The sequence below is a fragment of the Mycobacterium montefiorense genome (assembly GCF_025823255.1).
In the GTDB taxonomy this organism is placed as follows: Bacteria; Actinomycetota; Actinomycetes; order Mycobacteriales; family Mycobacteriaceae; genus Mycobacterium; species Mycobacterium montefiorense.
On the sequence record NZ_JACKVL010000015.1, the window covers coordinates 126,988 to 153,428 of the forward strand.

Annotated in this window: 22 protein-coding genes and 1 pseudogene; 8 read left to right on the top strand and 15 right to left on the bottom strand. The window is 65.8% G+C overall.

Translation table 11 applies throughout. The annotated features are described in order from the left end of the window. The first annotated feature begins 3 nt into the window (after positions 1 to 3). Positions 4 to 1,356, top strand: coding sequence for a hypothetical protein (locus H7K34_RS19610; RefSeq protein ID WP_264063746.1), 1,353 nt, complete (start codon positions 4 to 6; stop codon positions 1,354 to 1,356). Here H7K34_RS19610 and H7K34_RS19615 read toward each other — a convergent pair. The 6 genes from H7K34_RS19615 to H7K34_RS19640 form a co-directional block, all read right to left on the bottom strand. Next, on the bottom strand, positions 1,353 to 3,335 hold the full coding sequence (locus H7K34_RS19615; protein ID WP_264063747.1) for a vWA domain-containing protein: 1,983 nt from the start codon (positions 3,333 to 3,335) through the stop codon (positions 1,353 to 1,355). The genes H7K34_RS19610 and H7K34_RS19615 overlap by 4 nt on opposite strands. Next, on the bottom strand, positions 3,328 to 4,713 hold the full coding sequence (locus tag H7K34_RS19620; protein WP_264063748.1) for an ATP-binding protein: 1,386 nt from the start codon (positions 4,711 to 4,713) through the stop codon (positions 3,328 to 3,330). The genes H7K34_RS19615 and H7K34_RS19620 overlap by 8 nt, the downstream gene beginning before the upstream one ends. A 75-nt stretch (positions 4,714 to 4,788) precedes the next feature. Further along, positions 4,789 to 6,360 (bottom strand): bifunctional phosphoribosylaminoimidazolecarboxamide formyltransferase/IMP cyclohydrolase, encoded by a 1,572-nt coding sequence (gene purH / locus H7K34_RS19625; protein WP_264063749.1) that lies wholly within the window; start codon positions 6,358 to 6,360, stop codon positions 4,789 to 4,791. Continuing rightward, positions 6,357 to 6,986 carry a phosphoribosylglycinamide formyltransferase gene (gene purN, locus H7K34_RS19630; protein WP_108925563.1) on the bottom strand — a complete coding sequence of 210 codons (630 nt, stop codon included), beginning with the start codon at positions 6,984 to 6,986 and terminating at the stop codon, positions 6,357 to 6,359. The genes purH and purN overlap by 4 nt, the downstream gene beginning before the upstream one ends. Before the next feature lie 56 nt (positions 6,987 to 7,042). Continuing rightward, positions 7,043 to 8,440 (bottom strand): cell division protein PerM, encoded by a 1,398-nt coding sequence (locus H7K34_RS19635; RefSeq protein WP_308205455.1) that lies wholly within the window; start codon positions 8,438 to 8,440, stop codon positions 7,043 to 7,045. A gap of 48 nt (positions 8,441 to 8,488) precedes the next feature. Next, positions 8,489 to 9,340 (bottom strand): DUF5336 domain-containing protein, encoded by an 852-nt coding sequence (locus tag H7K34_RS19640; RefSeq protein ID WP_264063750.1) that lies wholly within the window; start codon positions 9,338 to 9,340, stop codon positions 8,489 to 8,491. 285 nt (positions 9,341 to 9,625) lie between these two features. Here H7K34_RS19640 and H7K34_RS19645 point away from each other — a divergent pair, with 285 nt between their 5' ends. Further along, positions 9,626 to 10,474: an LLM class F420-dependent oxidoreductase gene (locus H7K34_RS19645; RefSeq protein ID WP_264063751.1), complete on the top strand. Its 849-nt coding sequence runs from the start codon at positions 9,626 to 9,628 to the stop codon at positions 10,472 to 10,474. A 16-nt stretch (positions 10,475 to 10,490) separates the two neighbouring features. Here H7K34_RS19645 and H7K34_RS19650 read toward each other — a convergent pair whose 3' ends face one another. From H7K34_RS19650 to sucC, 3 genes are all read right to left on the bottom strand, one after another. Next, positions 10,491 to 12,014 (bottom strand): acetyl-CoA acetyltransferase, encoded by a 1,524-nt coding sequence (locus H7K34_RS19650; protein WP_264063752.1) that lies wholly within the window; start codon positions 12,012 to 12,014, stop codon positions 10,491 to 10,493. 121 nt (positions 12,015 to 12,135) lie between these two features. Next, positions 12,136 to 13,050 (bottom strand): succinate--CoA ligase subunit alpha, encoded by a 915-nt coding sequence (gene sucD / locus H7K34_RS19655; RefSeq protein ID WP_264063753.1) that lies wholly within the window; start codon positions 13,048 to 13,050, stop codon positions 12,136 to 12,138. Positions 13,051 to 13,062: 12 nt separating this feature from the next. After that, complete coding sequence (gene sucC / locus H7K34_RS19660; RefSeq protein WP_264063754.1) at positions 13,063 to 14,226, bottom strand: ADP-forming succinate--CoA ligase subunit beta; 1,164 nt, start codon at positions 14,224 to 14,226, stop codon at positions 13,063 to 13,065. A gap of 264 nt (positions 14,227 to 14,490) precedes the next feature. On the opposite strand from sucC, the gene H7K34_RS19665 reads away from it, so the two are divergent. Then, positions 14,491 to 15,564, top strand: a complete 1,074-nt coding sequence (locus tag H7K34_RS19665; RefSeq protein ID WP_264063756.1) for a M23 family metallopeptidase — start codon at positions 14,491 to 14,493, stop codon at positions 15,562 to 15,564. A gap of 1 nt (position 15,565) precedes the next feature. Beyond that, positions 15,566 to 16,126 carry a hypothetical protein gene (locus H7K34_RS19670; RefSeq protein WP_264063758.1) on the top strand — a complete coding sequence of 187 codons (561 nt, stop codon included), beginning with the start codon at positions 15,566 to 15,568 and terminating at the stop codon, positions 16,124 to 16,126. 7 nt (positions 16,127 to 16,133) lie between these two features. On the opposite strand, the gene pcrA is transcribed toward H7K34_RS19670, so the two are convergent. After that, positions 16,134 to 18,467: a DNA helicase PcrA gene (gene pcrA, locus H7K34_RS19675; RefSeq protein ID WP_264063760.1), complete on the bottom strand. Its 2,334-nt coding sequence runs from the start codon at positions 18,465 to 18,467 to the stop codon at positions 16,134 to 16,136. A gap of 297 nt (positions 18,468 to 18,764) precedes the next feature. Between pcrA and H7K34_RS19680 the strand changes: the two genes are divergently transcribed. Together H7K34_RS19680 and pgi are read left to right on the top strand one after the other, a co-directional pair. After that, positions 18,765 to 19,088, top strand: coding sequence for a chorismate mutase (locus tag H7K34_RS19680; protein WP_264063803.1), 324 nt, complete (start codon positions 18,765 to 18,767; stop codon positions 19,086 to 19,088). A 110-nt stretch (positions 19,089 to 19,198) separates the two neighbouring features. Beyond that, positions 19,199 to 20,863 carry a glucose-6-phosphate isomerase gene (gene pgi, locus H7K34_RS19685; protein WP_264063762.1) on the top strand — a complete coding sequence of 555 codons (1,665 nt, stop codon included), beginning with the start codon at positions 19,199 to 19,201 and terminating at the stop codon, positions 20,861 to 20,863. Here pgi and H7K34_RS19690 read toward each other — a convergent pair. Then, on the bottom strand, positions 20,860 to 21,429 hold the full coding sequence (locus tag H7K34_RS19690; protein WP_264063804.1) for a TetR/AcrR family transcriptional regulator: 570 nt from the start codon (positions 21,427 to 21,429) through the stop codon (positions 20,860 to 20,862). The genes pgi and H7K34_RS19690 overlap by 4 nt on opposite strands. A 95-nt stretch (positions 21,430 to 21,524) precedes the next feature. On the opposite strand from H7K34_RS19690, the gene H7K34_RS19695 reads away from it, so the two are divergent. Next, entirely contained in the window at positions 21,525 to 22,850 is a 1,326-nt protein-coding gene (locus H7K34_RS19695) for a DUF2236 domain-containing protein (RefSeq protein ID WP_264063763.1), read from the top strand. Between the two features lie 3 nt (positions 22,851 to 22,853). Here H7K34_RS19695 and H7K34_RS19700 read toward each other — a convergent pair whose 3' ends face one another. The 4 genes and pseudogenes from H7K34_RS19700 to cobF form a co-directional block, all read right to left on the bottom strand. After that, complete coding sequence (locus H7K34_RS19700; RefSeq protein ID WP_264063764.1) at positions 22,854 to 23,603, bottom strand: SDR family oxidoreductase; 750 nt, start codon at positions 23,601 to 23,603, stop codon at positions 22,854 to 22,856. A 41-nt stretch (positions 23,604 to 23,644) separates the two neighbouring features. Further along, complete coding sequence (locus tag H7K34_RS19705) at positions 23,645 to 24,112, bottom strand: zinc finger domain-containing protein (protein ID WP_264063805.1); 468 nt, start codon at positions 24,110 to 24,112, stop codon at positions 23,645 to 23,647. A 150-nt stretch (positions 24,113 to 24,262) separates the two neighbouring features. Next, positions 24,263 to 24,508 (bottom strand): annotated as a pseudogene (locus H7K34_RS26810) (DNA-formamidopyrimidine glycosylase family protein); the annotation flags it as partial. A gap of 43 nt (positions 24,509 to 24,551) precedes the next feature. Further along, the gene (gene cobF / locus H7K34_RS19715; protein ID WP_264063766.1) at positions 24,552 to 25,313 is read right to left on the bottom strand and encodes a precorrin-6A synthase (deacetylating); all 762 of its coding nucleotides are present in this window, start codon (positions 25,311 to 25,313) and stop codon (positions 24,552 to 24,554) included. A 124-nt stretch (positions 25,314 to 25,437) separates the two neighbouring features. Between cobF and H7K34_RS19720 the strand changes: the two genes are divergently transcribed. After that, positions 25,438 to 26,355 (top strand): AurF N-oxygenase family protein, encoded by a 918-nt coding sequence (locus H7K34_RS19720; protein WP_264063768.1) that lies wholly within the window; start codon positions 25,438 to 25,440, stop codon positions 26,353 to 26,355. Positions 26,356 to 26,441 lie beyond the last annotated feature (86 nt).

The window sequence follows — 26,441 nt, forward strand, 5'->3', positions numbered from 1 at the left end:
AATATGAGCAACGTGCTGGATCTAGCCGACCAAACACTCTTTCTCGGCGAGCGGGCAACAGCGACGACCAGTGTGCTGCAATGTATCTGGGTGTACGAGCACGCCATCGACATCGACGGTCTGCGAGAGTTCCACCGCCACCTCGGGCGGGGACGGCTATCGCGGCGCATCGAACGGTCCCCCTTGCCGTTCGGCCGCCATCGCTGGGTATCGCCGAGCGATCGGCCCAGCCTCGAGATCGCCGCGACGCCGCGGCCGCGTGCGGCAATCGACGCGTGGCTCGACCGGCAGGCCAGTGAGCGCCCGGATGCCGAACACGGGCCCGGGTGGCACCTCGCGGCGTTGCCGCTGACCGACGGCGGAGCGGTGGTCAGCTTCGTTGTCACACATTGCCTCACCGACGGGGTCGGGCTGTGCGAGGCGCTGGCCGACGCGGCATGCGGACGCGACGACGCCATCGCGTGGCCGGCGGCATCATCGCGACGACAGTGGCGGGCGCTGTACCAGGACGCACGCCAAACCGCGCGCGACACAGCAGATATGGGTCGCGCCGTCGTCGCCGCGGCGCGCATGGCCCGGCGCGGACGCGACGGCGCCGGGTCCACCGCCCGCACACCGAAAAAGCGCTTCGGCGGACCGGATGAAAGCATCACGCTGCCCATGGCGATGCTCTTCTTCGACGCCGGCGAGTGGGATGCCCGCGCAGAATCGCTCGGGGGCACCAGCAATGCGCTGCTCGCGGGGCTAGCAACCCACCTCGCCCAGCGCGTGGGGCGGGTCGCCGCAGACGGCTCGGTCAATGTGGGGATGCCGCTCAATGAGCGCGCCCCCGGAGATACCCGCGCCAACGCGGTGATCAACGTCGACGTCACGGTCAAACCGGCAACCGCGACGACCGGCCTGCGCGACATTCGCGCCGCAATCAAGCACGCGTTGATCGCCCATCAGGAGCTGCCCGACGAGCGGTGGACATTGCTGCCGCTGGTTCCGTTGATACCGAAGCCCGTCTTCCGGCGATTGATCAGCGTCGTCACCGGCAGTGCAACCACGGTCGTCTCATCGAACCTCGGTGCGATCGATCCGGCGACCAACCGGCCGGACGGCACGGACGCCGACCACTTCGCGATGAAGTCGGTGTACCCGGACGTGACCAACACGACGATGCACCGCACCAACGGAGCGCTCGCGTTGTTGTCGGGACGAGTACACGGACAGGTCTTCGTCACGGTCCTCGCCTATCAGCTGGGCCGCGACAACTCGAATGATGAACTGCAACAGCATATTGCAAGCGCTCTGAATGAATTTTCGCTGACTGCCGCGACGGGCTGGCGCACCAGCAGCACGGTAATGCGCTAGCGGCGCCGCCGGGACCGCAGATAGTCGCCCACCACCGCGGCTCCCAGACCATCGAGATCGGGCACCACAACGCGTCCCTCGACCCGTCGCGCGACCTGGTCGATAAACCGGGCCAGGCCGGGGTCGCTGCCCAGCCGGAAGATCGTGATCTGCGCGCCGAGCCGCGCCATGTCGTCGAACCCATGCACCGTGTGGGCGATGGTCCGCGGGTGCGGCGGGTAATCAAAAAACACCGACGATCCGTCACCGTCGACATCCTCGAGATGCGCGGTGGGCTCACCGTCGGTCACCACCAGCACCACGGGCTGCGCGTTGGGATGCCGGCGCAGCTGACGGCCCGCCAGTGCCAGCGCGTGATGCAGGTTGGTGCCCTGTTCGTAGACGCCCTCCAGACCGGTCAGCTCGGCGGCGGTCACAGTCCGGGCATAGCGGCCAAAGGCGATGATCTGCAAGGCATCCGCCCGGAACCGGGTTGATACCAGGTGATTGAGGGCCAGCGCCGTCTGCTTCATCGGCAGCCAGCGGTTCTCCATCACCATCGAGAACGACGTGTCGACCAGCAGCGCGACCGCCGCCTGGGTGCGCATCTCGGTCTCGGATACCTCGACGTCGTCGACGGCGATCTTCAGGGCCGGATTCGCGTTATCCAGTGTCGCGGTTCCCGACTGCCGCAACACCGCATTGGTCAGCGTGCGGGGGATGTTCCACGGCTCGGTGTCACCGAACTGCCACGGCCGGGTGGCGCCGGTCAGTTCACCGGCCGCTCCGGCGCGCCGGAGCTCGCGGTCGCCACGCCGGCTGGAAAGCTGTTGTGCCACATCGCGTAACGCCGTCTCACCGAGCCTGCGCATGGCCTTGGGTGACAGTCGCCACTGGCCGTCGGAACCTCGATCCAAAAAGCCCTGATTAACCAGTGCCCGTTCCAGTTCGGACAGTGTCCGCGCGTCGATGGCGGCCTGGTCGCCGAGCTGGCGGGCCAACGCATCCAGATCGACGTCGTCCATGGTGGCACCGGGATAGCTTTGCGAAAGCTGATCGGCCAGCTGTTCCAATTCGGCGACGTCGGCCAGCGCCTGGGTGCCTTCGCCCATCCCGAACGGGTTGTCGCCGGAAAACTGTTCGGAGCCCATCCAGTCCTCGCCCGGCCGGGCAGCCTGCAGGTTCGCGTCGAGCCGGTTCAACGCCTGCATCAGCGACGGAGATCCAAATGCCTGCTGTGCCAAGGCATCAAGTTCGGCACGTTGGTCGGGACTCAGACTGTTGCGGAAGCGCTGCGCGGCGGCGGCCCGCTGAGCCAGCGAGTCCATCAGCTCATCGATGTTGCGCGGATTCTCCGGAAAGAATTCGCCGTGTTTGTCCATGAAGTTTTCAAAGTCTTGCTGAGTGTCCTCGCCGCGGTTGTGCTTGTCGAGCAGCTCGTTGAGGTCGTCCAGCATGTCGTTGACGCGCTGGCGATCCTCGTCGGTGGCACCCTCCAGCGCCTCTTTCATGCCGGAGAAGCGCTGATCCAGCATCTCGCGGCCGAGCAAATCCTTGATCTGATCGTACTTTTCGCGAGCTTCCGGGCTGCGCCACTTGTACTCGGACAGTTCTTGGACGGCCTTGGCCGGCGACGACGGCAGCGCGTCGAGCTGCAGTTCACCGAAGCGGGCGTCGTCGTCGAGAGCCCGGGCCAGCTCCTTGCGCTCGGCCAGCACCGCTTCGTCGAGTAGCTTCTTGATGTCCTGCAAAGTCCCGTCTAAGTTGTTGCGGCGCAACAGATCTCGCCGACGACGGTTGGCTTCGGAAGCCAGCCGGTCGGCACCACGCATGTTCTCGGTACCACGACGCAGTAGCTCGGACAGCGCCCGGCGCGGGGAGGTCCCGCCCATCACGTCCTGGCCGATCTGCTCGAGCGCCTCGCGCAGATCCACCGGCGGAGCCAGCGGGTCAGGTCCGCCGGTGTACGCCGAGTATCGCGACGAATGCCCTTTAGCCATAGACGGTTTGGCCTTCGCCGGATACCTTGTCGATTCGCTTGGCGAGATACAGCGCTTCCAGCGCAAGTTCCAGTGCCGCAGCACGTTCGCCCTCGGATTCCGCGTGCAACCGGTTGGCGATCTCCTCCACGACGGACAATCCCGGAACCGCGGCTAGCACGTCCTTGGCCGAAATCCGCTCACCCGTCGTCACCGCCGAGCCGCCTTCCACCGCGGTGACCAACGGGGCGACATCGATGCCGCCGAGCGCTCGAGACGCGGCGTCGGCAGTCGCGCGACGCAACAGGTGCTCGAGCACCGCCTGTTCGCGGCCTTCCTCACCGGATTCGAATTCCAGCTTGCCGCGCAGCACGTCGATCACGGTGCCCAGGTCCACAACACGGGCGACCGGGTCGCTCTCGCCGAGCACTGCGCCGCGGTGGCGGGCCGAGGCGGCGACGGTCTCGGCGGCGGCGATCGCGAACCGCGCCGATACGCCGGACCTTTGGTCGACCGAGTTGGACTCCCGCAGGTAGCGGGCGAACCGCGCGATCACCTGCGTCAGGTAATCGGGCACCTGCGCGCTCAGATGTGCTTCCTGAACGATGACGCCCACCTCCGCATCCAGCTCCAGCGGGTAATGGGTGCGGATCTCGGCGCCGAACCGGTCTTTGAGCGGGGTGATGATGCGGCCGCGGTTCGTGTAGTCCTCGGGGTTGGCACTGGCGACCACCAACACGTCCAGCGGCAGACGCAGCGTGTAGCCACGCACCTGGATGTCGCGTTCCTCCATCACGTTGAGCATCGACACCTGAATGCGCTCGGCGAGGTCGGGCAGTTCGTTGACGGCTACGACACCACGGTGTGCGCGCGGAATCAGCCCGTAGGCAATGGTCTCCGGGTCACCGAGGCTGCGGCCCTCGGCCACCTTGATCGGGTCGATGTCGCCGACCAGGTCCGCGACGCTGGTATCGGGAGTGGCCAGCTTCTCGGTGTAGCGCTCGCTGCGGTGCCGCCACTCGACCGGGAGGTCGTCGCCGAGTGTGGCGGCCCGACGGATCGACTCCGGCGTGATCGGCGTGTAGGGGTGCTCGCCCAGCTCCGCGCCGCCGATCACCGGCGTCCATTCGTCGAGCAGCCCGACCAGCGCACGCAGCAGCCGAGTTTTGCCCTGGCCGCGTTCGCCGAGCAGAACGAAGTCGTGACCCGCGATCAGCGCCCGCTCCAGTTGGGGCAAGACGGTGTCGTCGAATCCGAAGATCCCCGGCCAAATGTCGTCACCCTCGGCCAGCGCCGTCAGCAGATTCTCGCGGATTTCCTGCTTGACTCCCCGTTCACGATGGCCGGTGGCGCGTAGTTCGCCGACGGTTCGGGGCGGGTTGTTCGGTGATGTCACCACTCCACGCTACGTCGCGTCCCAAATGTGCGTCATGCGCACCGGCTTTACCGCTCCGCGGTGCGCCCCGCGTGCTGCTTAGTGCGCGAAGTGACGAGCACCGGTGAGGTATAAGGTGACGCCCGCCGCGGCGGCCGCGGCGGTCACTTCCTCGTCGCGCACCGAGCCGCCGGGGTGCACGATCGCCTTGACTCCGGCGTGCGCCAGCGTTTCCAGCCCGTCGGGGAACGGGAAGAACGCGTCCGACGCCGCCACCGCGCCACCGACCCGGTCGCCGCCGCGTTCGACGGCCAGCCGCGCCGCATCGACGCGGTTGACCTGGCCCATGCCGACGCCGATGGTGGCGCCACCGGACGCGATCACGATCGCGTTCGACTTGACCGCGCGACAGGTACGCCAGGCGAAGACCAGGTCGTTCAGCGTCGCCGGGTCGGCCGGCGAACCCGTCGCCACGGTCCAGTTGGCCGGGTTGTCGCCGTGCGCGTCGAGCTGATCGCGTTGCTGCATCAGCAGCCCCCCGCTGATCGGCCGCAGCTCGGAACCACCGGCCAGCGGCTCGGAGGCCACCAGCACCCGGATGTTCTTCTTGCGGGTCAGCGCGTCGAGGGCGTCCGGCGCGTAGGCCGGGGCGACGATCACCTCGGTGAAGATGGTGCTGACGTATTCGGCCATCTCAAGGCTGACTTCGGTATTCGTCGCGATGACGCCCCCGAATGCGCTGAGCGGATCGCACTCGTGGGCCTTGCGATGTGCGTCGGCGACCGAAACCGCGGAGACGGCGATCCCACACGGGTTGGCGTGCTTGATGATTGCCACGCAAGTCTGTTCGTGGTCGAAAGCTGCCCGCCACGCCGCATCCGCGTCGGTGAAATTGTTGTAGGACATCTCTTTTCCGTGCAGCTGCTCTGCCTGAGCAAGCCCCGGCCAAGCGCCCGGATCGACGTAGAGCGCCGCCTGCTGGTGCGGGTTCTCGCCGTAGCGCAGCATCGCCGAGCGGCGCCAGCTGTGGCCGAACCACTGCGGAAACGTCGTCTCCGGATGTTCGGGCGCCAGAGTCGACTCCATCCAGCTCGCCACCGCGATGTCGTACTCCGCGGTGTGCTGGAAAGCCAGCGACGCCAGCTTCTTGCGCTCGGCCAGGGTGAATCCGCCGTTGCGGGTCGCGGCAAGCACGCGAGAGTAGCCGAGCGGGTCGACGACCACAGCCACGCTGGGATGGTTCTTCGCGGCAGCCCGAACCATCGACGGCCCGCCGATGTCGATCTGCTCGACGCATTCGTCCATGCCCGCGCCGGAGTCGACGGTCTGACTGAACGGATACAGGTTGACCACGACCAGCTCGAACGCCGCGATTCCCAGCTCCTCGAGCGCCGCGGCGTGCTCGGGCTTGCGCAGATCGGCCAGCAGTCCGGCATGCACGCGTGGGTGCAGTGTCTTGACCCGGCCGTCGAGCACCTCGGGGAAACCGGTCAGCTCCTCCACGGGCGTCACCGGAATCCCTTGGCCTGCAATCGCCTTCGCGGTAGATCCGGTCGAAACGATCTCGACGCCCGCAGCGCTGAGACCCTGGGCGAGTTCTACCAGCCCGGTCTTGTCGTAGACGCTGATCAACGCGCGGCGAATCGCTCTCCTTGACTCGTCGGTGCTCATCCTATGGTCGCCTTTCGTCCGATCCAGGTCACGCCGCGATTAGCGATCGCGGCCACCACATCCACCAGCAGTCGCCGTTCGACAACTTTGATGCGTTCGTGCAATGTCTCTTCGTTGTCGCCGTCGAGCACCGGAATGGGCTCCTGCGCCAGGATCGGCCCGGTGTCCATGCCGGCATCCACCAGGTGCACCGTACAACCCGTGACCTTCACACCGTAAGCCAACGCGTCAGGCACGGCATGTGCTCCCGCGAATGCCGGCAGTAGCGCCGGGTGCGTGTTGAGGGTTCGTCCACAGAATCGTGAAAGAAATTGTGGTCCAAGGATTTTCATGAATCCAGCGGAGACGATCAGATCGGGCGAGTGCGCGGCGGTGGCCTCGGTGATGGCAGCGTCCCAGGCATCGCGGTTCGGGTGATCGCCAAGCCGGACGGTGAAGGTCGCCACCTTGGCGGCCGCCGCGATCTCGGTGGCCCGGCAGTCGCGATCCACGCCGACGGCGACTACTCGTGCGGGGTAGTCATCGACCGCCGCGGCCAGCAGCGAACTCAGTAGCGATCCGGTGCCGGACGCCAGCACCAGCAGTCGCGCCGGCGCACTCGGGGGCACGCGGAGCGGTTCGACCACATCGCGAGCCTACTAACGACGACGCGCGGCCGACGATACGACCGGCCGAAGCGACGCTAGTCCCCGGAGTCGCGTTCGTCGGGCGTGGGCTCATCGGGTGCGGGCGGGTGCGGAGTGGGTTCGTCGAACGCGGGCTCGCCGGGCATGGGTTCGGCGAGCGTCGGCTTGGTGAATGCTTCCTCGTCGCCGGGCAGCAGGTCGTGTTCGGCAGCGGGCTCGGGCTCGGAGAAGACGTCCGCGAAGTCCTTCGGCTCTCCCCCGCGAGCGGGAGGTGCCCCCCCGGCCGGCCGCGCGGGCGCGCGTTTTGATTTGGGCCGCCTGGGCCGGCGGCTTATCCCGCCGGTCATCACCACCGTGACCCAGCCGACGACCGCGAACCAGAAGAAGGTGCCGACCCATAGGGCGCCCTGGTCCACCCCGACGTCGCCGAAGTTGCCCAACCGGCCGCTGCCGCCGAATGCCAGCAGCGACATCAGCAGGGCGCCGCCCACCGCGGCGACGAGCAGCTTGGCCAGGGCGGGAATCAGCGGGAGCGGGCGCCGCGCGCACTGCTGACCGACGGCCACACCCGACGACGCCCCCACAATCAGCAGCGCGACCCACGCCGGCCCCAGCGGTGGCGTGGGAGCCGCTGCCAGGACGGGCAGCGCCGGAATGTCACCGCCGAAAACGGTGAACGAACTGAATGTCGCAAAACCAATATGCGCACTGGATCCGACCGCGACCGCCGAAGTGCCGACGATGACGTTGGGCGCGTACAGCAACGAAAGCACGGTAAGGCTGAACTGGCCGAATATGGAATCGGTGATCGCGTAGAGGTCCTGCATCGTGGCCCAGTGCACAACCAGCGACCCCGCCGTCACCAGCCCGGAGAGCCCGAACAGCGCGAGCACGCCGACCGCCGCGGCACGCAGCGAATCACCCAGCCAGTAGGGCAGCGACGCCACCGCCAGCACCCGGCGGCCCACCCGGGCCCCCACCCCAATCGCGGCGCCGACGCCATGCACCACCAGGACGCCGGCGAATGCGCGCAAAGCGCTCGGTGTCTGCAGCTCGGTGAGCACCGTGGACGCGTCATGGATGACGGCCAGCGCGATCGCGGCGATCAGCATCGGGCCGCCCAGCGCCGACGCGACCACCCACCGGACCACGAGCCAGGACGAGTACCTGGTGGTGGCCCGCGCCGTGGTGCGTGCGGTCGCCCACACCATCAACAGGATTGGCAGCAGCGGCATTACGCCCAACTCGCGGCCGCCGATCGAAATCGGCACCCCGTGCACGCCGAGCCAGATGCTGGCGATCGCCCCGAGGGCACCGGTCATGTCGCTGTTGGCGATTAGCAGCTGAAGCAGCATGATCGCGGCGATGATGATCAGCGCCAGTACCGCCGGGCCGAACGCGACCCGGACGAGATCACGCGCCTGGCGAGCGCCCGCTGCCCGGTTCTCCTCCACCCGTGTCACTCTTGGCGCACGTGCCCTACGAGGCGCGAGAGCTCGCGGTTAAGCCGGAGCCGGTCCAGAAGGCGATGAAGGCTGGTCACCGGGTTGCTCGGACGGCGCGCCCGTACCGCCGACCGACGGCGGCGGGCTGAAGCTCGGGAATCCGGTGGGGGGCGTGGATGGTCCCTGCTGCGCTCCGGGCTGTGCCGACTGGGCGCCGAAGCCGCCGCTGGTCGGGATCGCGCTCTGCGTCGGGGCCTGGCTCGAGGGGTAGCCGCCGTATTGCGATCCGTATCCCCCCGACTGCGGATTGTGCTGCTGCGGGCTCTGCTGGCCGTAGTAGCCGCCGTGCTGCTGACCGCCGTATTGACCGTATTGACCGTACTGCCCGTACTGCGCGTACGGGTCGTACTTGGGCCGCGGCGGCGGCGCGGTGATAACGCCCGCATCCAGCAGCAGCACCACGGCGGCGGCTGCTGCCTGCAGCACGCTGCATGCCACCAGCGGCCACATCGCCCAGCCGACGGCGAATCCGGTCGGGGTGTTGATGACCTCCGCGATCGCCAGCAGGGCGCCCAGGACGGCGACGGCCGCCGTCACGCCCGCGTAGTTCTTCGCCTTGGGCAGCAGGCTCAGCCCGGCAAGCAGCGCGGCCAGCACCGCGACCAGGACCGCGGTGCCCGCGTCACCGGCGCGTCCGCCGGCGGCCGGACCGAGATCGGCGCTGAGTAAGAAGGTCGGCCCGAAGTTCAGCAGGTATACCGCCATGCCGAGGACCACCACCGCGATGTTGACGTACAGCGGAAGCTTGCTCTCTGCGTCGTCGGCCTTCGCGAACGACGGAGTGGCGCCTGGGTAGGAGCCGCCGGGCTGCGACTGTGGATATCCGGGACTCCCGGGCGAGTAGGTCATGACTCCTCCTGTTGCTTGCAGTGCCTTCAAGACCTCGTGTGGCGCCACGCCACTTGTTGCGGTGCGGCGCTGCACTTCCAGGGCCCGCCGTTCCCAAATGCCAAGACGTGCCCGCGCTTGCGTAAAGCGCGATCGATCAACCACGCTAGCGCACGTTCGGGCACCCGCGCCGGAGCGACCGGCAGCCGCGCGCGACCTGGGCCGATGGCCGCCGCGCCTCGTTGGGGAAGCCGTCCGTGGGGGGCGGGTTGCTCGGCACAGGTAGAACACGTTCTAATTCTGTGCATGGACTACGGGCTCGTGCTTTTCACCAGTGACCGCGGCATCGCTCCGGCGGCCGCCGCCAAACTCGCCGACGACCACGGCTTTGCGACGTTCTATGTGCCAGAACACACCCACATCCCGGTCAAGCGTGAGGCGGCGCATCCGACGACCGGTGACGAATCGCTGCCGGACGACCGGTACATGCGCACGCTGGACCCGTGGGTAAGCCTGGGCGCCGCATGCGCGGTCACGTCGCGGGTGCGGCTGTCCACCGCCGTGGCGCTGCCCGTCGAGCATGACCCGATCACACTGGCGAAAAGCATCGCCACCCTCGATCACCTGTCCGGTGGCCGGGTCAGCCTGGGCGTCGGGTTCGGTTGGAACACCGATGAACTGGCCGACCACGGTGTGCCGGCCGGGCGCCGCCGCACCTGCCTGCGTGAATACCTCGAGGCGATGCGCGCGCTGTGGACGCAAGAGGAAGCCTGCTACGACGGTGAGTTCGTCAAGTTCGGCCCCAGCTGGGCGTGGCCCAAGCCGGTGCAGTCGCACATCCCGGTGCTGGTGGGCGCCGCGGGCAACGAGAAGAACTTCAAGTGGATCGCCCGCAGCGCCGACGGCTGGATCACCACGCCCCGCGACTTCGACATCGACACCCCGGTGAAGCTGTTGCAGGACACCTGGGCAGCGGCGGGCCGCGATGGCGCTCCGCAGATCGTGGCGCTGGACTTCAAGCCGGTGCCCGAGAAGCTGGCGCACTGGTCCGAGCTCGGGGTCACCGAGGTGCTGTTCGGTCTGCCGGACAAGTCCGAAGACGAGGTCGCCGCCTACGTGGAGCGATTGGCGGGCAAGCTCTCGTCGATGGTCTGAGCAAGCACGACGGGGCTTACCCCAGCGACGCCCGGTTACCGTTGTCGGTCGACCACACCGAGATCTGCGCACCAAGTGGATCGCCGTCGCACATCAATGCGACGAGATCCTCGTCGTCGCTCGTGGCCATGAATCGCCTGTTGTCCGCGGCGAGCCTGCCGACGATGATGCCGGTGCGGATCGGCCAGTCGTAGCGCACGGAATACGTCTCGATCCTCGCGGCGCCGTCGGGCGTTTTCGTGACGTCGACCTTCGGCAGGGCGTCGATCTCGCTCTTCAGCGCCGCGCAGTTGTCGGTGCGCCAGCCCACCGGCGTGGTCGAGTAGATACCGACCGAGTACTTGCTCATAACGCCGCCGTTGGCGCCGACAAGGCCGAATTGCCCTGGCCTGTCCCGCATCTGCGCGACCGTCTCGGCGATACCGTGCAGCGAGTAGCTGTTCCCGGGACCGCCGAAGTACGGTAGTCCGCCGGTCAGGGTCAGGCCACGCGGGTCGTCGCCGTCGATGCCCAGGGCTTCGCAGATGACGAACACCGGGAATGGGAAGCAACTGTACAAATCGAAGGTGGCGATGTCGTCGATGCCGATTCCGGCTACCCGCAACGCTTCTCGGGCCGCATGTACAGCCGCCGGGCTGGTGCCGAGGTCGAGGCGATCCAGCATCGCCTGCTCGATCATGTCCGAGTGGCCGTGCAGGTAAATCCATTTGTCCTCGGAAACCCCGAGGCGGGTCGCTGCCTGCACTGACATCAGCACGGCCGCTGCGCCCTGGTTGACCTGATCGCGAGCGACCAGTAGACGGGGGTACGGGTCACAGATCATCCGGTTGTCATCGGTGACCGTGATGATCTCGTCGACCGACCGCTCGATGGGCGACGACGAAAGCGGGTTCTTGGCAGCCACTTTGAACATCGGGGCGAACAGTTCGGCCATCTCGCGCCGATAGTCGGCCACGCTGAGCCCGAGGCGGGCGCGCCGCGCATTCTCCAGCAGGCCGTACTGCACGGGCGCTCCGGTCAGGCCGTGCTGGATCGTGTATTCGTCGATGTAGCTGGAGATCTGGTGGCCGCGATCCTCGAGTTGACCGTCGACGTGTTCGGTGAAGTCGGGCTTGTCATCGCGGTTGGCGAAGTAGCGAGCCGTCGACCCCGGCTCCGAGCCCATGATCAGTACGACGTCGGCGTCGCCCGCCGCGATTGCGTTGCCCGCCTCGGTGACAAGCTTCTGCGGACTCTGCCCACCGACTGGTTCGAGCACCACGCGGGCCGGGTCGCCGCCGAGACGGTTCATCACCGAACGCGGGTAGTTGTTCGACTTGCCGAGCCTGGCCGGCATCGGTCCAGAAATCTCGAACTGCCGTAGCCCGAAGACCGTGTCGACGGCTTTCGCAACGCTTTTGGCGCCGGTGTCGCCAAGTGCTGCCCGCGCGGCCGCCGTCGCGAGGTCGACCGCCGACATGCCCCGATAGTCGGGGTCGTCGATGCGCTCGGTGAACTGGCCGACGCCGACGAGCACCGGAGTACGCGGATCGACCGGCATTACGAACCTCCTGGCAACGGTTAGTTCGTCAGGCTAACCGATAGCTGGGACCAAAACGAAACTGCGGCCAGATCGCGGATTCCTCGGTGGAATCGCGACTGGCCGCAGTCTCGGTAACGAACTACAGGTTCTTGAGGATCTCCCGGGCGAGTGCCGCGGTCTCCGATGGCGTCTTGCCCACCTTGACTCCGGCGGCCTCCAGGGCCTCTTTCTTGGCGGCCGCGGTGCCCGACGAGCCGGACACGATGGCGCCCGCATGGCCCATCGTCTTGCCTTCCGGCGCAGTGAATCCCGCGACGTAGCCGACGACCGGCTTGGACACGTTGGCCTTGATGTAGTCGGCAGCCCGCTCCTCGGCGTCACCACCGATCTCGCCGATCATCACGATGACCTTGGTTTCGGGGTCCTTCTCGAAGGCCTCGATCGCGTCGATGTGGGTGGTGCCGATTACCGGGTCACCACCGATGCCGATCGAGGTGGAGAAGCCGAAATCGCGCAGCTCGTACATCATTTGGTAGGTCAGGGTGCCGGACTTGGACACCAGCCCGACAGGGCCGGGTCCGCTGATGTTGGCGGGGGTGATACCGGCCAGCGCCTCACCCGGGGTGATGATGCCGGGACAGTTCGGCCCGATGATGCGCGTCTTCGGGGCCCTTGATCCACCTTTTTCCAGGTTGTAGGCCCACGCATATGCGCTGTCCTGCACCGGAATTCCCTCAGTGATGACCACCAGCAGCGGGATCTCGGCGTCGATGGCCTCGATGATCGCGTCCTTGGCGAACTTCGGCGGCACGAAAACGACCGACACGTTAGCGCCGGTCTCTTTCATCGCCTCGGCGACGCTGCCGAACACCGGGAGCTCGACGTCCTTGCCTTTCGCGTCCACGTGCGACACGGTGGTGCCGGCCTTGCGGGCGTTGACACCACCGACCACCTGGGTGCCGGCCTTCAGCATCAGCGCGGTGTGCTTGGTGCCCTCACCGCCGGTGATGCCCTGGACGATTACTTTCGAGTCTTTGTTCAGGAATATGGACATGGCTTGTTTCCCTTACTTGTTCGCCAGCTCGGCGGCTTTGTCGGCGCCAGCGTCCATGGTCTCGGCCTGGATCACCAGCGGGTGGTTGGCCTGAGCCAGGATGCGGCGGCCTTCGTCGACGTTGTTGCCGTCGAGACGGACGACGAGCGGCTTGTTGGCCTCGTCGCCGAGCATGTTCAACGCGGTCACGATTCCGTTGGCGACAGCGTCGCAGGAGGTGATGCCGCCGAACACGTTGACGAACACGCTCTTGACCTGCTTGTCGTGCAGGATGACGTCAAGTCCCGCGGCCATCACCTCGGCCGACGCCCCACCGCCGATGTCGAGGAAGTTGGCCGGCTTGACCCCACCGTGCTTCTCGCCGGCGTAGGCGACGACGTCGAGCGTCGACATCACCAGACCCGCGCCGTTGCCGATGATGCCGACGGCGCCGTCGAGCTTGACGTAGTTGAGGTCGTGCTCCTTGGCCTTGAGCTCCAGCGGGTCGGTGGCGTCGCGGTCCTCGAACTCGACGTGGCCGGGCTGACGGAAGTCGGCGTTGGCGTCCAGGGTGACCTTGCCGTCCAGCGCGAGGATCTGGTCGTCAGGCGTGCGCACCAACGGGTTGACCTCAACCAGCGTGGCGTCTTCGGCGACGAACAGCTCCCACAGCTTGGAGATGGTGTTGGCCGCCGCGTCGAGCACCTCGGCCGGCAGGTGACCCTTCTCGGCGATGGAGCGGGCCGTGGCTAGGTCGACACCGGCGACGGCATCCACCGGCACCTTGGCGAGCCGCTCGGGTTTGGTGGCGGCCACTTCCTCGATCTCCATGCCGCCCTCGACCGAGCACATCGCCAGGTAGGTGCGGTTGGCGCGATCGAGCAGGAACGAGATGTAGTACTCCTCGGCGATGTCGCTTGCCTCGGCGACCAACAACTTCTTCACGACGTGGCCCTTGATGTCCAGGCCGAGGATGTTCTTGGCGTGCTCGAAGGCGTCGTCGGGCGTGGCGGCGAATTTAACGCCGCCGGCCTTGCCGCGGCCACCGATCTTCACCTGCGCCTTGACCATCACCGGAGCGCCGACCTCGGTCGCGATCTCCTTCGCACCCTCGGCAGTGTCGGTTACCCGACCCGGCGTGGTAGGTACGTTGTGCTTGACGAACAGTTCTTTCGCTTGATACTCGAAAAGGTCCATGAACTCACTGTCTTCGCTCGAGTTATTTGCAAGGCCTAAAGCTCGGCGGTGCCGGAACCGGCAACTCGCACGGTGGAACTGTATCCACACTCCAAACAGCCGCTACCGCCGCATCCACCGATGTGGCACAGCTCACGACACGCCAAGAGGAGCCAAAAGTGATCCAGTTCACAATCTGCCGCCGAGGTTGCCAGTGGGATCGGTAAACAGTTAACGTCCTAAAGTCCAGATAACGTTATGGTCACGATACGAGGACATTTCAGGTTGTCCCAACACCGTCTTGCGCGCTCTCCTGCGTCGTCAGGAGCTGGCCGCCTCCACCGCGAAAACTGGGCACCGCCTCATCGCAACGAAGTCACCGAGATTCTGCCGTTGGACGGCTTTGACCTCGATGACCTGGAGTTCGCGGACGTCATCGAACTCGACGACCTGGACCTCAGCGACGACTCGACGTTCGATTACGAAGCTCAGGTGCTGCTCGCGCCCGAGCTCGACGACCTGGCTGACATCGACAATCTGATTTCTCTGCGGCTGGCGGCCCCCACCCCCGCTGCCACCAACGAGGCCCTGTCCGAGCTTGCCCTCGAGCTGGACGCCGGCTCGGACGTCACCGACGTCGTCGGTGTCGCACGCCGCGGGCAGCACCGCAAGCAGCCGACCAGTGCGGCGCGCGGCCGCGTGCTGATCTCGGCGATGGCCGCCGGCGCGGCGGCCGCTGCGGCACACACAGCGACCAGCCCAGCCGAGACCACCCACACCGAGACCGTGCTGATCGCCAACGCGTCGGCGCTGACCGGCGGATCGAGCGGCAACACCACCCGCGGCCCGCAGGTGATCGCGGTCCAGCCCGTGGCGAGCGCACTGCACAACGAGGAGCTCGCCAAGGGCGTGGCCTTCGCCAACGACCGTGCCCAGCGCGAGGCACGGCTGCAGCAGCCGCTGTTCGTCATGCCTACCCACGGGATATTCACGTCGAACTTCGGGTATCGATGGGGCGTGCTGCATGCCGGCATCGACCTCGCCAACGCGATCGGCACGCCGATCGTCGCGGTGTCCGACGGCGTAGTCATCGACGCCGGGCCGACCGCCGGCTACGGAATGTGGGTCAAGCTGCGCCACGCCGATGGCACGGTCACCCTGTACGGCCACATCAACACCGCACTGGTCAGCGTCGGTGAGCGCGTGATGGCCGGCGACCAGATCGCCACGATGGGCAACCGAGGCAATTCCACCGGCCCGCACCTGCACTTCGAGGTGCTGCAAGGCGGCACCGAACGAATCGATCCGGTGCCGTGGCTGGCCAAGCGAGGACTTTTCGTCGGCAATTACGCTGGTTGAGGTGACCGCGCCGAACGACCCTGCAACCGAGACGCCCGCCGAATCACGGACACGGATCATTCGGCGTGCTCCCACCGGACCGCGGCCCTCGATCCCCGAATCCCCGACCACGCACCTGCCGCGTCAGGCCGCACCCGATCAAGGATCGACTCGCGCGGCGGCGCACAGCAGCTTGCCGGGCCGCCCGGTCGATGAACCCACTCCGCGGACGGTGACCGCCGTCGCCGCGGTCAGCATTGTCAGCGGATGGGCCACGTCGGTGGTGGCCACCGATTTGATCGCCGGCTGGTGGCGGACCGATCGCCTGTTCTGCATCGCGATCGCATTCCTCGCGCTGGTCTTCGCGACGACCACGGTCGCCGGCGTGATCATGCTGCTGCAGCGTCGCCCGCTGGGCCGCTACCTGATCCTGTCGGGTGCGGTGGTCGCGGTGTTGACCTACGGCGGCGTGTTCATCGCGGGCGCACGCGTCGCGTGGATCGTGCACGCCTTCCCGCTGCTCCCGATCGCCACTGTGGTGCTGGCTATGCGCCCGCAGACCAAAGAATGGCTGCAGGAGTAGCCACCGCCTAGAGCTTGCTCACCGGGGCGTGGTTGTGCATCAGCTTGACCCGCCCGGCGCTGCCGAAGTCGATCAGCGACATCGCCGACTCACCGACACCGGAGACCTCCTCGACGCGGCCCAGCCCGTACTTGTCGTGTGTCACCCGATCGCCGGGTGCCAGCACCAGCGGCGGACGCTTAGGTGCCCCGGAGCGGGTGGGCGCGGCGCGCGGCGTCCCGAACCGACCGGCACCGCTGACCGGCGCGCTGTACGACGGGGCGGGTGCCGTGCGCCGCCACTCCATCAATTCTTGCGGAATCTCTTGCAGGAAGCGCGATTCCGGGTTCAGCATCGGCTGCCCCCAGGAGGACCGAATGATGGCCCGGCTTACATACAGCCGCTGTCGGGCGCGGGTGATACCCACGTAGGCCAGCCGTCGTTCCTCGGATAGTTCCGACGGATCGTCAAGCGCCCGCATGTGCGGGAACATGCCGTCCTCCCAGCCGGTGACAAACACCACCGGGAACTCCAGACCCTTCGCGGTGTGCAACGTCATCAGCGTCACCAGGCCGGCGGCATTCTCCGGTATCTCGTCGGAGTCGGCAACGAGCGACACTCGTTCCAAAAATGACGCCAGCACACCGGTTTCGGGCACGTCTTCGTCTTCGGGCTGCAGGGATTCGTCGAGCGCGGCGGCGTTTGCCTGATCGATACTGAATTCGTGTGCGACGCTTACGAGTTCGTTGAGGTTGTCCAGTCGGGCCAATTCCTGCGGATCGGTTGAGGATTCCAGTTCCCGACGGTATCCGGTGCGTTCCAGCACCAACTCGACCAGATCGCCGAGATCGTCATCGAGGCGGCCCCTTAGCTCGTCGAGCAGCTCGACGAAGCCCGAAATCGCTTTCTCTGCGCGGGAATTGAGCATCGTGACTTTGCCTTGCGCCGCGGCCGCCAGCGCGTCGGCGAAACCACCGCCGGTGTTCTCGGCGTAGACCGCCACGCACGCCTCGGCACGATCGCCGATACCGCGTCGCGGGGTATTGAGGATGCGCCGCATGCTGACCGCGTCACCGGGGTTGTCCAGCACCCGCAAGTAGGCGACGATGTCGCGGATCTCCTTGCGCTCGTAGAACCGCACCCCCCCGACGACCTTGTACGGAATCCCGGCGCGGATGAACACCTCTTCCAACGAGCGCGACGAGTTGTTGGTGCGATAGAAGACGGCTACATCGTTATAGGTAATGTCGCCGCGCTGCGCGAGCGCATCAATTTCTTGGGCGACGAACCTGGCCTCGTCATGCTCATTGTCTGCGACATAACCGACGATCAACTCTCCCTCGCCGGCGTCGGTCCAGAGCCGCTTCTCGCGGCGCCCGGAGTTACGCGCGATTACCGAATTCGCTGCCGAAAGAATGTTCTGCGTCGACCGGTAATTCTGCTCGAGCAGAATAGTGGTCGCGTCGGGATAGTCGCGTTCAAACTCTTCGATATTGCGAATGGTGGCGCCGCGAAACGCGTAGATCGACTGATCGGCATCGCCGACCACACATAACTCTGCGGGCGGCACGGCATCGTCGGACGCATTTTCGTCGTCGCGCCCGACCAATTCCCGCACCAACACGTACTGGGCATGGTTGGTGTCCTGGTACTCGTCGACCAGGACGTGCCGGAAGCGGCGCCGGTAATACTGCGCGATCTGCGGGAATGCCTGCAGTACCGCGACGGTCTCGCCGATCAGGTCGTCGAAGTCCAGCGCGTTGGCCACCCGCAGCCGCCGCTGGTATTCGCCGTAGACGGAGGCCACGGTGCGGGCCAAATCGTCGGAATCTTCCGTGAGGTTGGACACAGCCTGATCCGAGTCGATCAGCTCGTTCTTGAGGTTGGAGATGGCGACTGAGAGCAGTCGCGGCGAGTACCGCTTGATGTCCAGGCCCATGTCGCGCCCGATCATCTGCAGCAGCCGCCGCGAATCGTCGGCGTCGTAGATCGAGAAGTTGGAATTGAGACCTTTGATCAAGGAAGCCTGGTTGCGCAGGATACGCACGCAGGTCGAGTGAAACGTGGACACCCACATCGCGCGAGCACGGTTGCCGACCAGTCGCACCACCCGTTCACGCATCTCAGCTGCCGCTTTGTTGGTGAAGGTGATGGCCAGGATCTGCCCGACACCGACATCGCGCGCGGCGATCAGATAGCCGACGCGACGCGTCAACACCGCGGTCTTTCCGGAGCCCGCACCCGCCACGATCAGCAGCGGCGAGCCCTCATGGACCACCGCTTGGCGCTGTTGAGGATTGAGACCGTCGAGCAGCTGATCGATCTCGGCGGCGAGCTTGGCATCGGTTGCGTGCGCAGTCATGTCCGCCTAAATTTACCGCCGACGTCTGACGGCAAGGGCCCAGGCTAGGATGACATAGCAAGGTTGAGTGCAATCATGTTTTCGTTTTGCTCCCGCGTGTCCGCGCATGTGGCACACTCGTAACATGGACAATGCGCAGCTCCATCGCCGTCTCTCGTTCCTTGAGTGGCGTCGCCGATTTTTCTATGGGTACCGGCCAGCGGTGCCCATGGTCTAGCTGTGATTGCTAGAGCCCTGTGGTCCGCCTTCGGATTCAGGGCTCGAACTTTTTCCAGACGGCTAACGTTTCGAAGCCCAATAGCGAACAAGACGAAAAGAACAACAGCAAAACAACACGGGGGTGTAGGGATGAGCGTCGAGATGATCGACATTGAACAGTTGGCGAACATTGAAGAGTTGCGCCTAGAGATTGACCGGCTGGACGCCGAGATACTCGCCGCGGTCCGAAGGCGCGCTGAAGTTTCTCGCGAGATCAGCCGGGCCCGGATGGCCTCCGGCGGCACCCGACTGGTGCACAGCCGCGAGATGAAGGTCATCCAGCGTTACGGCGAGCTCGGCCCAGAAGGTAAAGACCTGGCGATGCTGCTGCTGCGCTTGGGCAGGGGCCGGCTCGGCCACTGAGCATCCTCGATACCGAGGGTGGGATACCGCTAATTTTTTGTATTGCTGGGTCAGATTGTGCTGCCCATTAGCGGTGGCTGTGGCCCGTAAGCCACCACTAGGGTCGAACTATGACCTCCGTGCTCACCATCCCCGATATCACCGGCACTCCGGCGTGGGACGCCCTACGTAGGCATCACGAACAAATCGGCGAAACCCACCTCCGCCAATTCTTCGACGACGACCCCGAACGCGGCCGCGACCTCACCCTCGCGGTCGGCGATCTTTACATCGACTACAGCAAGCACCGCGTCACCCGCGAGACGCTGCGGCTGCTAATCGACCTGGCCCGCGCAGCCAACCTCGAAGAGCGCCGCGACCAGATGTTCTCCGGAGTGCACATCAACACCTCAGAGGATCGCGCGGTCCTGCACACCGCGCTTCGGTTGCCCCGGGATGCCGAGCTGGTTGTTGACGGCCAAAACGTCGTCGAGGATGTACACAGCGTGCTCGACGCGATGGGAGACTTCACCGACCGGCTGCGCAGCGGGGAATGGACCGGGGCCACCGGGGAGCGAATCCGCACCGTCGTCAACATCGGCATCGGCGGTTCCGACCTCGGCCCGGTGATGGCATATCAGGCGCTGCGTCACTATGTGGATGCGGGAATTTCGGCACGCTTTGTCTCCAATGTCGACCCCGCTGACCTGGTCGCAAAACTCGCCGATTTGGACCCCGCTACAACGCTTTTCATCGTCGCGTCGAAAACATTCTCGACGCTGGAAACGCTGACCAATGCGACGGCCGCGCGCCGCTGGCTGACCGAGGCGCTCGGCGACGCCGCGGTGTCGAAGCATTTCGTTGCCGTCTCAACCAACAAACGCCTGGTCGACGAATTCGGCATCAATACCGACAACATGTTCGGCTTCTGGGATTGGGTCGGCGGACGTTATTCGGTCGATTCGGCGATCGGGCTGTCGCTGATGGCGACGATCGGCCGCCAGGCCTTCGCTGATTTCCTGTCTGGATTCCACATCGTCGACGAGCACTTCAAAACCGCGCCGCTGGAGTCCAACGCGCCTGTCCTGCTTGGCCTTATCGGTCTCTGGTACTCCAACTTCATGGGCGCGCAGTCGCGCGCCGTGCTGCCCTACTCCAACGACCTGGCGCGTTTTGCCGCGTATCTGCAGCAGCTCACCATGGAGTCCAACGGCAAGTCAACGCGCGCCGACGGAACACCGGCTACCACCGACACGGGTGAAATCTATTGGGGCGAGCCGGGAACCAACGGCCAGCACGCCTTCTACCAATTGCTGCATCAGGGCACTCGGTTGATACCGGCCGACTTCATCGGCTTCAGCCAGCCCACCGACGACCTGCCCACCGTCGAAGGCACCGGCAGCATGCACGACCTGTTGATGAGCAACTTCTTCGCGCAGACCCAGGTGCTGGCGTTCGGCAAGACCGCCGAGGAGATCGCCGCAGAGGGCACCCCCGCTGAGGTGGTCCCGCACAAGGTGATGCCCGGCAACCGGCCGTCGACGTCGATTCTGGGTGACCGGCTTACGCCCTCGGCGGTGGGGCAGCTGATTGCGCTCTATGAACACCAAGTCTTCACCGAGGGCGTGGTGTGGGGTATCGACTCGTTCGACCAGTGGGGTGTCGAGCTGGGCAAAACGCAGGCCAAGGCGCTGCTTCCGGTGCTCACCAGTGATACCTCCCCCGCGCCGCAGTCGGACAGTTCGACCGACGCCCTGGTCCGTCGTTACCGGACCGAACGAGGGCGGGTTGGCTAGACGCTCACCACGTCGGAGCCGATTCGCCGCACAAAGGTGCGCAGGCGTTCCACGGTCGCCGACTGCGGATCGGACAGGTGTAGGCGCAGCAGTTCGCGACCGGAGGCATGCAGGATCCGGGCGGTGTATTCGGGGTCATGCACTCCGGGATTGGTGCGCAGCAGTTCACGGACGAAGAAGTCGAGTACGGCGGCCTCGGATTGAGCCAGCCGCGCATACAACTCCGGCGGAGCGCCCTGCGGCGGGAACATGAACAGCCGCCAGGTTGCCGGATGCGCGTCGACGGCGGCCAGCACACCGTCGAACGCCAGCACAAACGACTGATCTTCGGCGGCCGCCTCCAACCCAGAGATCGCCTCGGTGAATTGGGCACCGGCTCGCGCCGCCTCACGGTCGATCAGCTCGACGAACAGCCCCGCCAGGTCGCCGAACTTCTGATAGATCAACGAGCGATCGATGCCGGCCTGCCCTGCGATGCGGTTCAGTGTGGCCGCGTGGAAACCCTCGGCGTCGACGATCGCGTGCGCAACGTCGAGGATCTGCTCGCGCCGCCCCTCGGCGCTCATGCGGCGCCTCGGGTTCACCTCAGTCACGCTTGACAGCATAACTAACAGCTTGTGAGTATTACTCACTAACTGTTAGTTAGTGGAGGTTGCCTGCCATGTCCACGCCCACGTACTACCCCGAACTCGCGCAGCGAGTCCACAGTCAACGCGATTTGCAGCCCGACCTCTACGGCAACTTCGACTTCGACCAGCGGCCGGATCGACTGGCCACAGAGCCCGACGTCGACACCGCCCTGCCCCCGTGGATCGCGGACCGGGCACCGATCCTCGAAGACGACCGCATCGTCGAATTGATGAGCACGGCCACCCTGCTCGGCGATGTCGTCGCCGATCCCTATGCGGCGCTGATGACCACGCACAGCGTCACGCGCCTGATCGACATGCTCACGACGGCCTGTCGGCATGGACTCGAGGCGGTGCCCGACGCACCCCCCGAGCTGGTGTCGTTCATCGCCGCCATGGAGGCCACCCCGGAGTGGATCGACTTCGACCTGGTGCGCGAGGGTGCTCGCCAGGAACGCATCCCCGCCGCGTTACTGGCCCCGTTCATCACGCGCGGAGCCTTCGTCGCGACATTCACCAATACCTACGCCGCGCTGCCGATGGCCCTGACCGGCGCGCTCTCCGGCAAGCGGGCCGCCCGGCGAGTCAACGAAACGGCCAGTTTCTTCGCCGTCACCACCTTGCCCGGCGCCCTGGATCGCCACGGCCCGGGCTTTGAAGCCGCGGCCATGGTCCGGCTGATGCACTCGATGGTCCGCTACAACGCGCTGAAGAAATCCGACAAATGGGATGTCGCCATCTACGGCATGCCGGTGCCGCAGGTCGACCAGATGCCCGCCGGGATGATCGGCCAATACTTGTTGGCCCGCAAGGCAAGTCAGCAGGGTCGCACCAAGTTCACCGCCGAAGAACGCTCCGTCGTTGAATTCGCCAGGTATCGCTGCTTTCTGCTCGGCCTGCCAGAAGAACTGCTGCCGTCGGAACCCGCCGACATCATCCATGTCATGCACGCGCGCTCGGCATTGCTGCGCCACGGATTCGACACCATCTGCCAAGAACTCGTCCGCGGCACGATGGCGGCCTATCTGCGCCCCGACACCACGTTGTTCGACCGCTGCGCCGACGCGGTCGAGAAGAGCTTCAGCAAGTTCACGTTCGTGCGCACCTTCTGCAATGGCGATCGCGAAATCGCCGAGGCGATGGGTGTCTCACTGGCGCCGACCGATCTCGTGCGCATCGCGCTGACCGCGCCATTCATCATCGGGCGTTTCACCGCCGTGAGCCACGCCAGCCGCATCCCCGTGCTGCGGGATATCACCGACGCCTACGTGATCGGGCTGCTCAAGCTCCGGCTAGCGACGTACGGCAAGCCCGAATTTACCAGTGACGCAGAGCATTACACGCCCACAGAACACTGACCGCTAGGCGAAGGGCTTGGTTAGGGGCGGCGGCAGCACCCGCATCAGCTGCACCAGCGGTGCCCACGGCCACCACGGCACCACGGCGCGGCCGGGTTCGCGCTCGATGGCGTCGACCAGCGCCTTGACCCCGGTTTCGTTGTCCACCAACAGCATTGTGCTGGCCGATTTGGCAGTCATCTCCGACTCGATATAGCCGGGCTCAATCACCGAGACCCTGATCGGACCCTTGGCGTACTCGGCGCGCAACGACTCGCCGAGCGACTTCAGCCCCGCCTTGCTTGCGCAGTAGGCGGCTTTGACGCCGGGGACTCCGGTGTTGCCGAGCACCGACGAGATCAGCACCAGGTGCCCCGAGCCGGTCTTGGTGAATATCTCCAGCGCGGATTCGATCTGCACCAGCGCGGCCACCAGGTTCGTCTCGATCGTCGCCTTGTTCGCCCACAACTTGCCGGAACCCAGCTTGGCGCCCTTGCCGATGCCGGCATTGACGATCACGCGGTCGATGCCGCCGATTTCGTCGCGGAGTTCGGCGAAGACCTTCGGCACCTGCTCGTGGTCATTGACGTCGAGGGCCGCGACCGCGATCCTGATCGCGGGATGCTGCTGCGCAAGCTCTGCTTTCAGCTCATCGAGCCGGTCGGTGCGGCGGGCACACAGCGCCAGGTCGCGACCTTTCGCGGCAAAGGAACGCGCCATGCCGGCGCCGAGACCGGAACTGGCGCCGGTGATAAGAATCTTCTGGCGAGTCACCCGGGCAGCATATCGACAGGTGTCAAGTCCCGGCCGATCGGCTACTTGAGCAGCCGCGACATCCGCCGATCGGCCAGCACCTTGCCGCCGGTCTGGCACGTCGGGCAGTACTGAAAAGACTTGTCCGCGAACGACACTTCCCGCACGGTGTCCCCGCACACCGGGCAGGGCAGCCCGGTGCGCGCGTGCACTCGCAGTCCGGAGCGCTTCTCCCCTTTGAGCATCGCGGCGCCCTGGCCGACGGAGCGGTTCACCGCGTCGGTCAACACCGAAATCATGGCGTCGTGCAGGGTGGCGAGCTGTTCTGCCGTCAGCTTCCCGGCCGTCGCGAACGGCGAGGTCTTGGCGACGTGCAGGATTTCGTCACTGTAGGCATTGCCGATCCCGGCAATCACCTTCTGGTCGGTGATCACGGTCTTGATTCGCCCGGTGTTGCCGGCCAGCAGGCCGGCCAGGTCGTCGGCGCTCAGATCCAGGGCGTCCGGGCCCAGCGCGGCGATACTCGGCACCTGCTCCGGATCGTCGACCAGCCAGACCGCCAGCCGCTTCTGCGTTCCGGCCTCGGTGAGGTCGAAGCCCGGTGCACTACCGGGAACACCCAGGTGCACCCGCAGCGCGATCGGCCCCTTGCCCGGCCGCAGCGGCGCCGGGGCAAGCTTGTCCGACCAGCGCAACCAGCCGGCGCGCGACAGGTGGGCGATCAGCAACAGATTTCCGGCCTGCAGCCCTAGGTACTTACCCCAGCGGGCAGCGCCGGTGACGGTCAGACCGCCCAGCGCGCTGATCGGCGGATCGAAGGTTTTCAGGACGGACAGCGCGCCGACATCGACGCGTCCGATGGTCGAACCCACGGCATGGCGCCGCAAGTGGTCGACCAGCGCTTCGATCTCGGGCAGTTCGGGCACATATTCAGTTTGCCGATCGCGACTGTCAAGTGTCCATCGAGGCTCACGGCGCCCGTAATAAATAGGTATCCATGATCCAGCCGTGCCGGGCGCGAGCCTGCGACCGCAGCGCCACGATGCGCGGCCCGACGTCGCCGACAGTGCCTGCCACCAGCAATTCGTCGTCGGTGCCCAGGTAAGCGCCCCACCAGATCCGGGTGTCGGCTGAACAGGTCGCAAAACTGCAGTCGGCGTCGAGCATCACTATGACCGAAGGGCCCGAGCCCTCCATCCCGTGCGTGCGCAGCTGCCGGCCGGTGGTGATCAGCACGGGCTCACCGACGTCGTTGAGCGGTATGCGGTGCCGAGCCGTCAGCGCCTGGATGGCGGTGATGCCCGGAATGACGTCATACGTGAAGTCGATCTCGGTGGCGACCGCGTCGAGAATCCGCAGCGTGCTGTCGTACAGCGACGGGTCGCCCCAGGCCAGGAATGCACCGACACCGTCGGGTGCCAGTTCGCTGGCGATGGCCTGCGCCCAGATCCGGGTCCGCGCCGCGTGCCAGTCGGACACCGTTTCGCGGTAATCGCCTTGCTGGTCGCCTGGGTTCGCCCGCTTCGGATCGGCCAATTGCACGAATCGGTAGTCCGGCTCGCGGATGAACCGGGCACAGATCTCCCGTCGCAGCGCCACCAGATCGCTCTTGGCCTCGCCTTTGTCCATCGCGAAGAACACCTGGGTGTCGTTGAGCGCTTCGATCGCCGCAATGGTCACGTAATCGGGGTCCCCGGCGCCGATGCCGATCACGTGGATATGCCGACTCACCCGCTGCCTCCTGATGTTCGTTCCCCGTCAGATTGCCGAATCGCAACCTCGAACACCTAGTCGGGACCGCAAGTACCCAGTACCATGGGTACCGTCTGAAGCACCCAATGAAGGGACGCCAGCGATGGCCCGCGCCGAGACGATGCAGTGGGGACACCCCCAGCCGAGTCGTGAAGAGTTTTCGGAGCGGTTGCTCAAGGGCTCGGTCAAAAAGTCCTACGAACCGATCGTCGACATCGACTGGGATGCCCCGCTGGACCCGGACAAGTTCTATCTGCCGCCCCGGCTGGTGTCGCTGTACGGCACGCCGATATGGGACGAGATGACCCGTGAACAACAAATCGAGCTGTCCCGCCAGGAACTGGTCAACACGTTGTCCGCCGGAATCTGGTTCGAGAACATGCTCAACCAGTCGTTGTTGCGCACGATCCTGCACGAAGACCCCACCAGCCGCTCGACGCATTACAAGCTGACCGAGCTGGGCGACGAAACCCGGCACATGGTGATGTTCGGCAAAGCCATCGAGCGCATCGGCGCCAAGCCAATACAGCCGCGGCGGGTGCACCGCTACGTCATCAACGCACTTCCGCTGATCTTCCAGCGCGGCTCGATGCTGTGGATTGCCGCCCTGATCGGCGAAGAGATTTTCGATTCGCTGCAACGTCAGATGATGGACGACCCGGAATTGCAGCCAATCATCCAGCGACTCATGCGGATTCACGTCACCGAAGAGGCTCGCCATATCCAGTTCGCGCGCGACGGCGCCCGCAAGCGGGCCCAGACAATGCCGCGTCTCAACAAATTGTTCATGGCCAACTTCAACGGCCTCGGCGGGTACTTCTTCCGTTTCCTGTTCAGCAATCCGATCCCCTACGCGCGGACCGGGCTGGATCCGAAACGGGCCCGGGCGACGGCACGCAGCAGCCCGCACCGCCGCGATACGCAGACAGCCGGCTTTGCCCCGCTCGCAGCGTTTTTGACCGAGATCGGCCTGCTGGGCCCGATCGCACGTCGCGGCTGGAAGCGCACCAACTTTCTGTGAGCCCGCCCCAGGTCATCGTCATCGGCGCGGCTGCCCGCAGCGCCGCAACCGAACTACTGGCGGCGGGCATCACCGACGTCGTCGTT

Coding starts and splice junctions, on each gene's coding strand:
- H7K34_RS19610 (WP_264063746.1), top strand. CDS start 4: ATGAGCAACGTGCTGGATCTAGCCGACCAAACACTCTTTCTCGGCGAG.
- H7K34_RS19615 (WP_264063747.1), bottom strand. CDS start 3,335: ATGGCTAAAGGGCATTCGTCGCGATACTCGGCGTACACCGGCGGACCT.
- purH (WP_264063749.1), bottom strand. CDS start 6,360: ATGAGCACCGACGAGTCAAGGAGAGCGATTCGCCGCGCGTTGATCAGC.
- H7K34_RS19640 (WP_264063750.1), bottom strand. CDS start 9,340: ATGACCTACTCGCCCGGGAGTCCCGGATATCCACAGTCGCAGCCCGGC.
- H7K34_RS19645 (WP_264063751.1), top strand. CDS start 9,626: ATGGACTACGGGCTCGTGCTTTTCACCAGTGACCGCGGCATCGCTCCG.
- H7K34_RS19650 (WP_264063752.1), bottom strand. CDS start 12,014: ATGCCGGTCGATCCGCGTACTCCGGTGCTCGTCGGCGTCGGCCAGTTC.
- sucD (WP_264063753.1), bottom strand. CDS start 13,050: ATGTCCATATTCCTGAACAAAGACTCGAAAGTAATCGTCCAGGGCATC.
- sucC (WP_264063754.1), bottom strand. CDS start 14,226: ATGGACCTTTTCGAGTATCAAGCGAAAGAACTGTTCGTCAAGCACAAC.
- pcrA (WP_264063760.1), bottom strand. CDS start 18,467: ATGACTGCGCACGCAACCGATGCCAAGCTCGCCGCCGAGATCGATCAG.
- pgi (WP_264063762.1), top strand. CDS start 19,199: ATGACCTCCGTGCTCACCATCCCCGATATCACCGGCACTCCGGCGTGG.
- H7K34_RS19690 (WP_264063804.1), bottom strand. CDS start 21,429: ATGAGCGCCGAGGGGCGGCGCGAGCAGATCCTCGACGTTGCGCACGCG.
- H7K34_RS19695 (WP_264063763.1), top strand. CDS start 21,525: ATGTCCACGCCCACGTACTACCCCGAACTCGCGCAGCGAGTCCACAGT.
- H7K34_RS19720 (WP_264063768.1), top strand. CDS start 25,438: ATGGCCCGCGCCGAGACGATGCAGTGGGGACACCCCCAGCCGAGTCGT.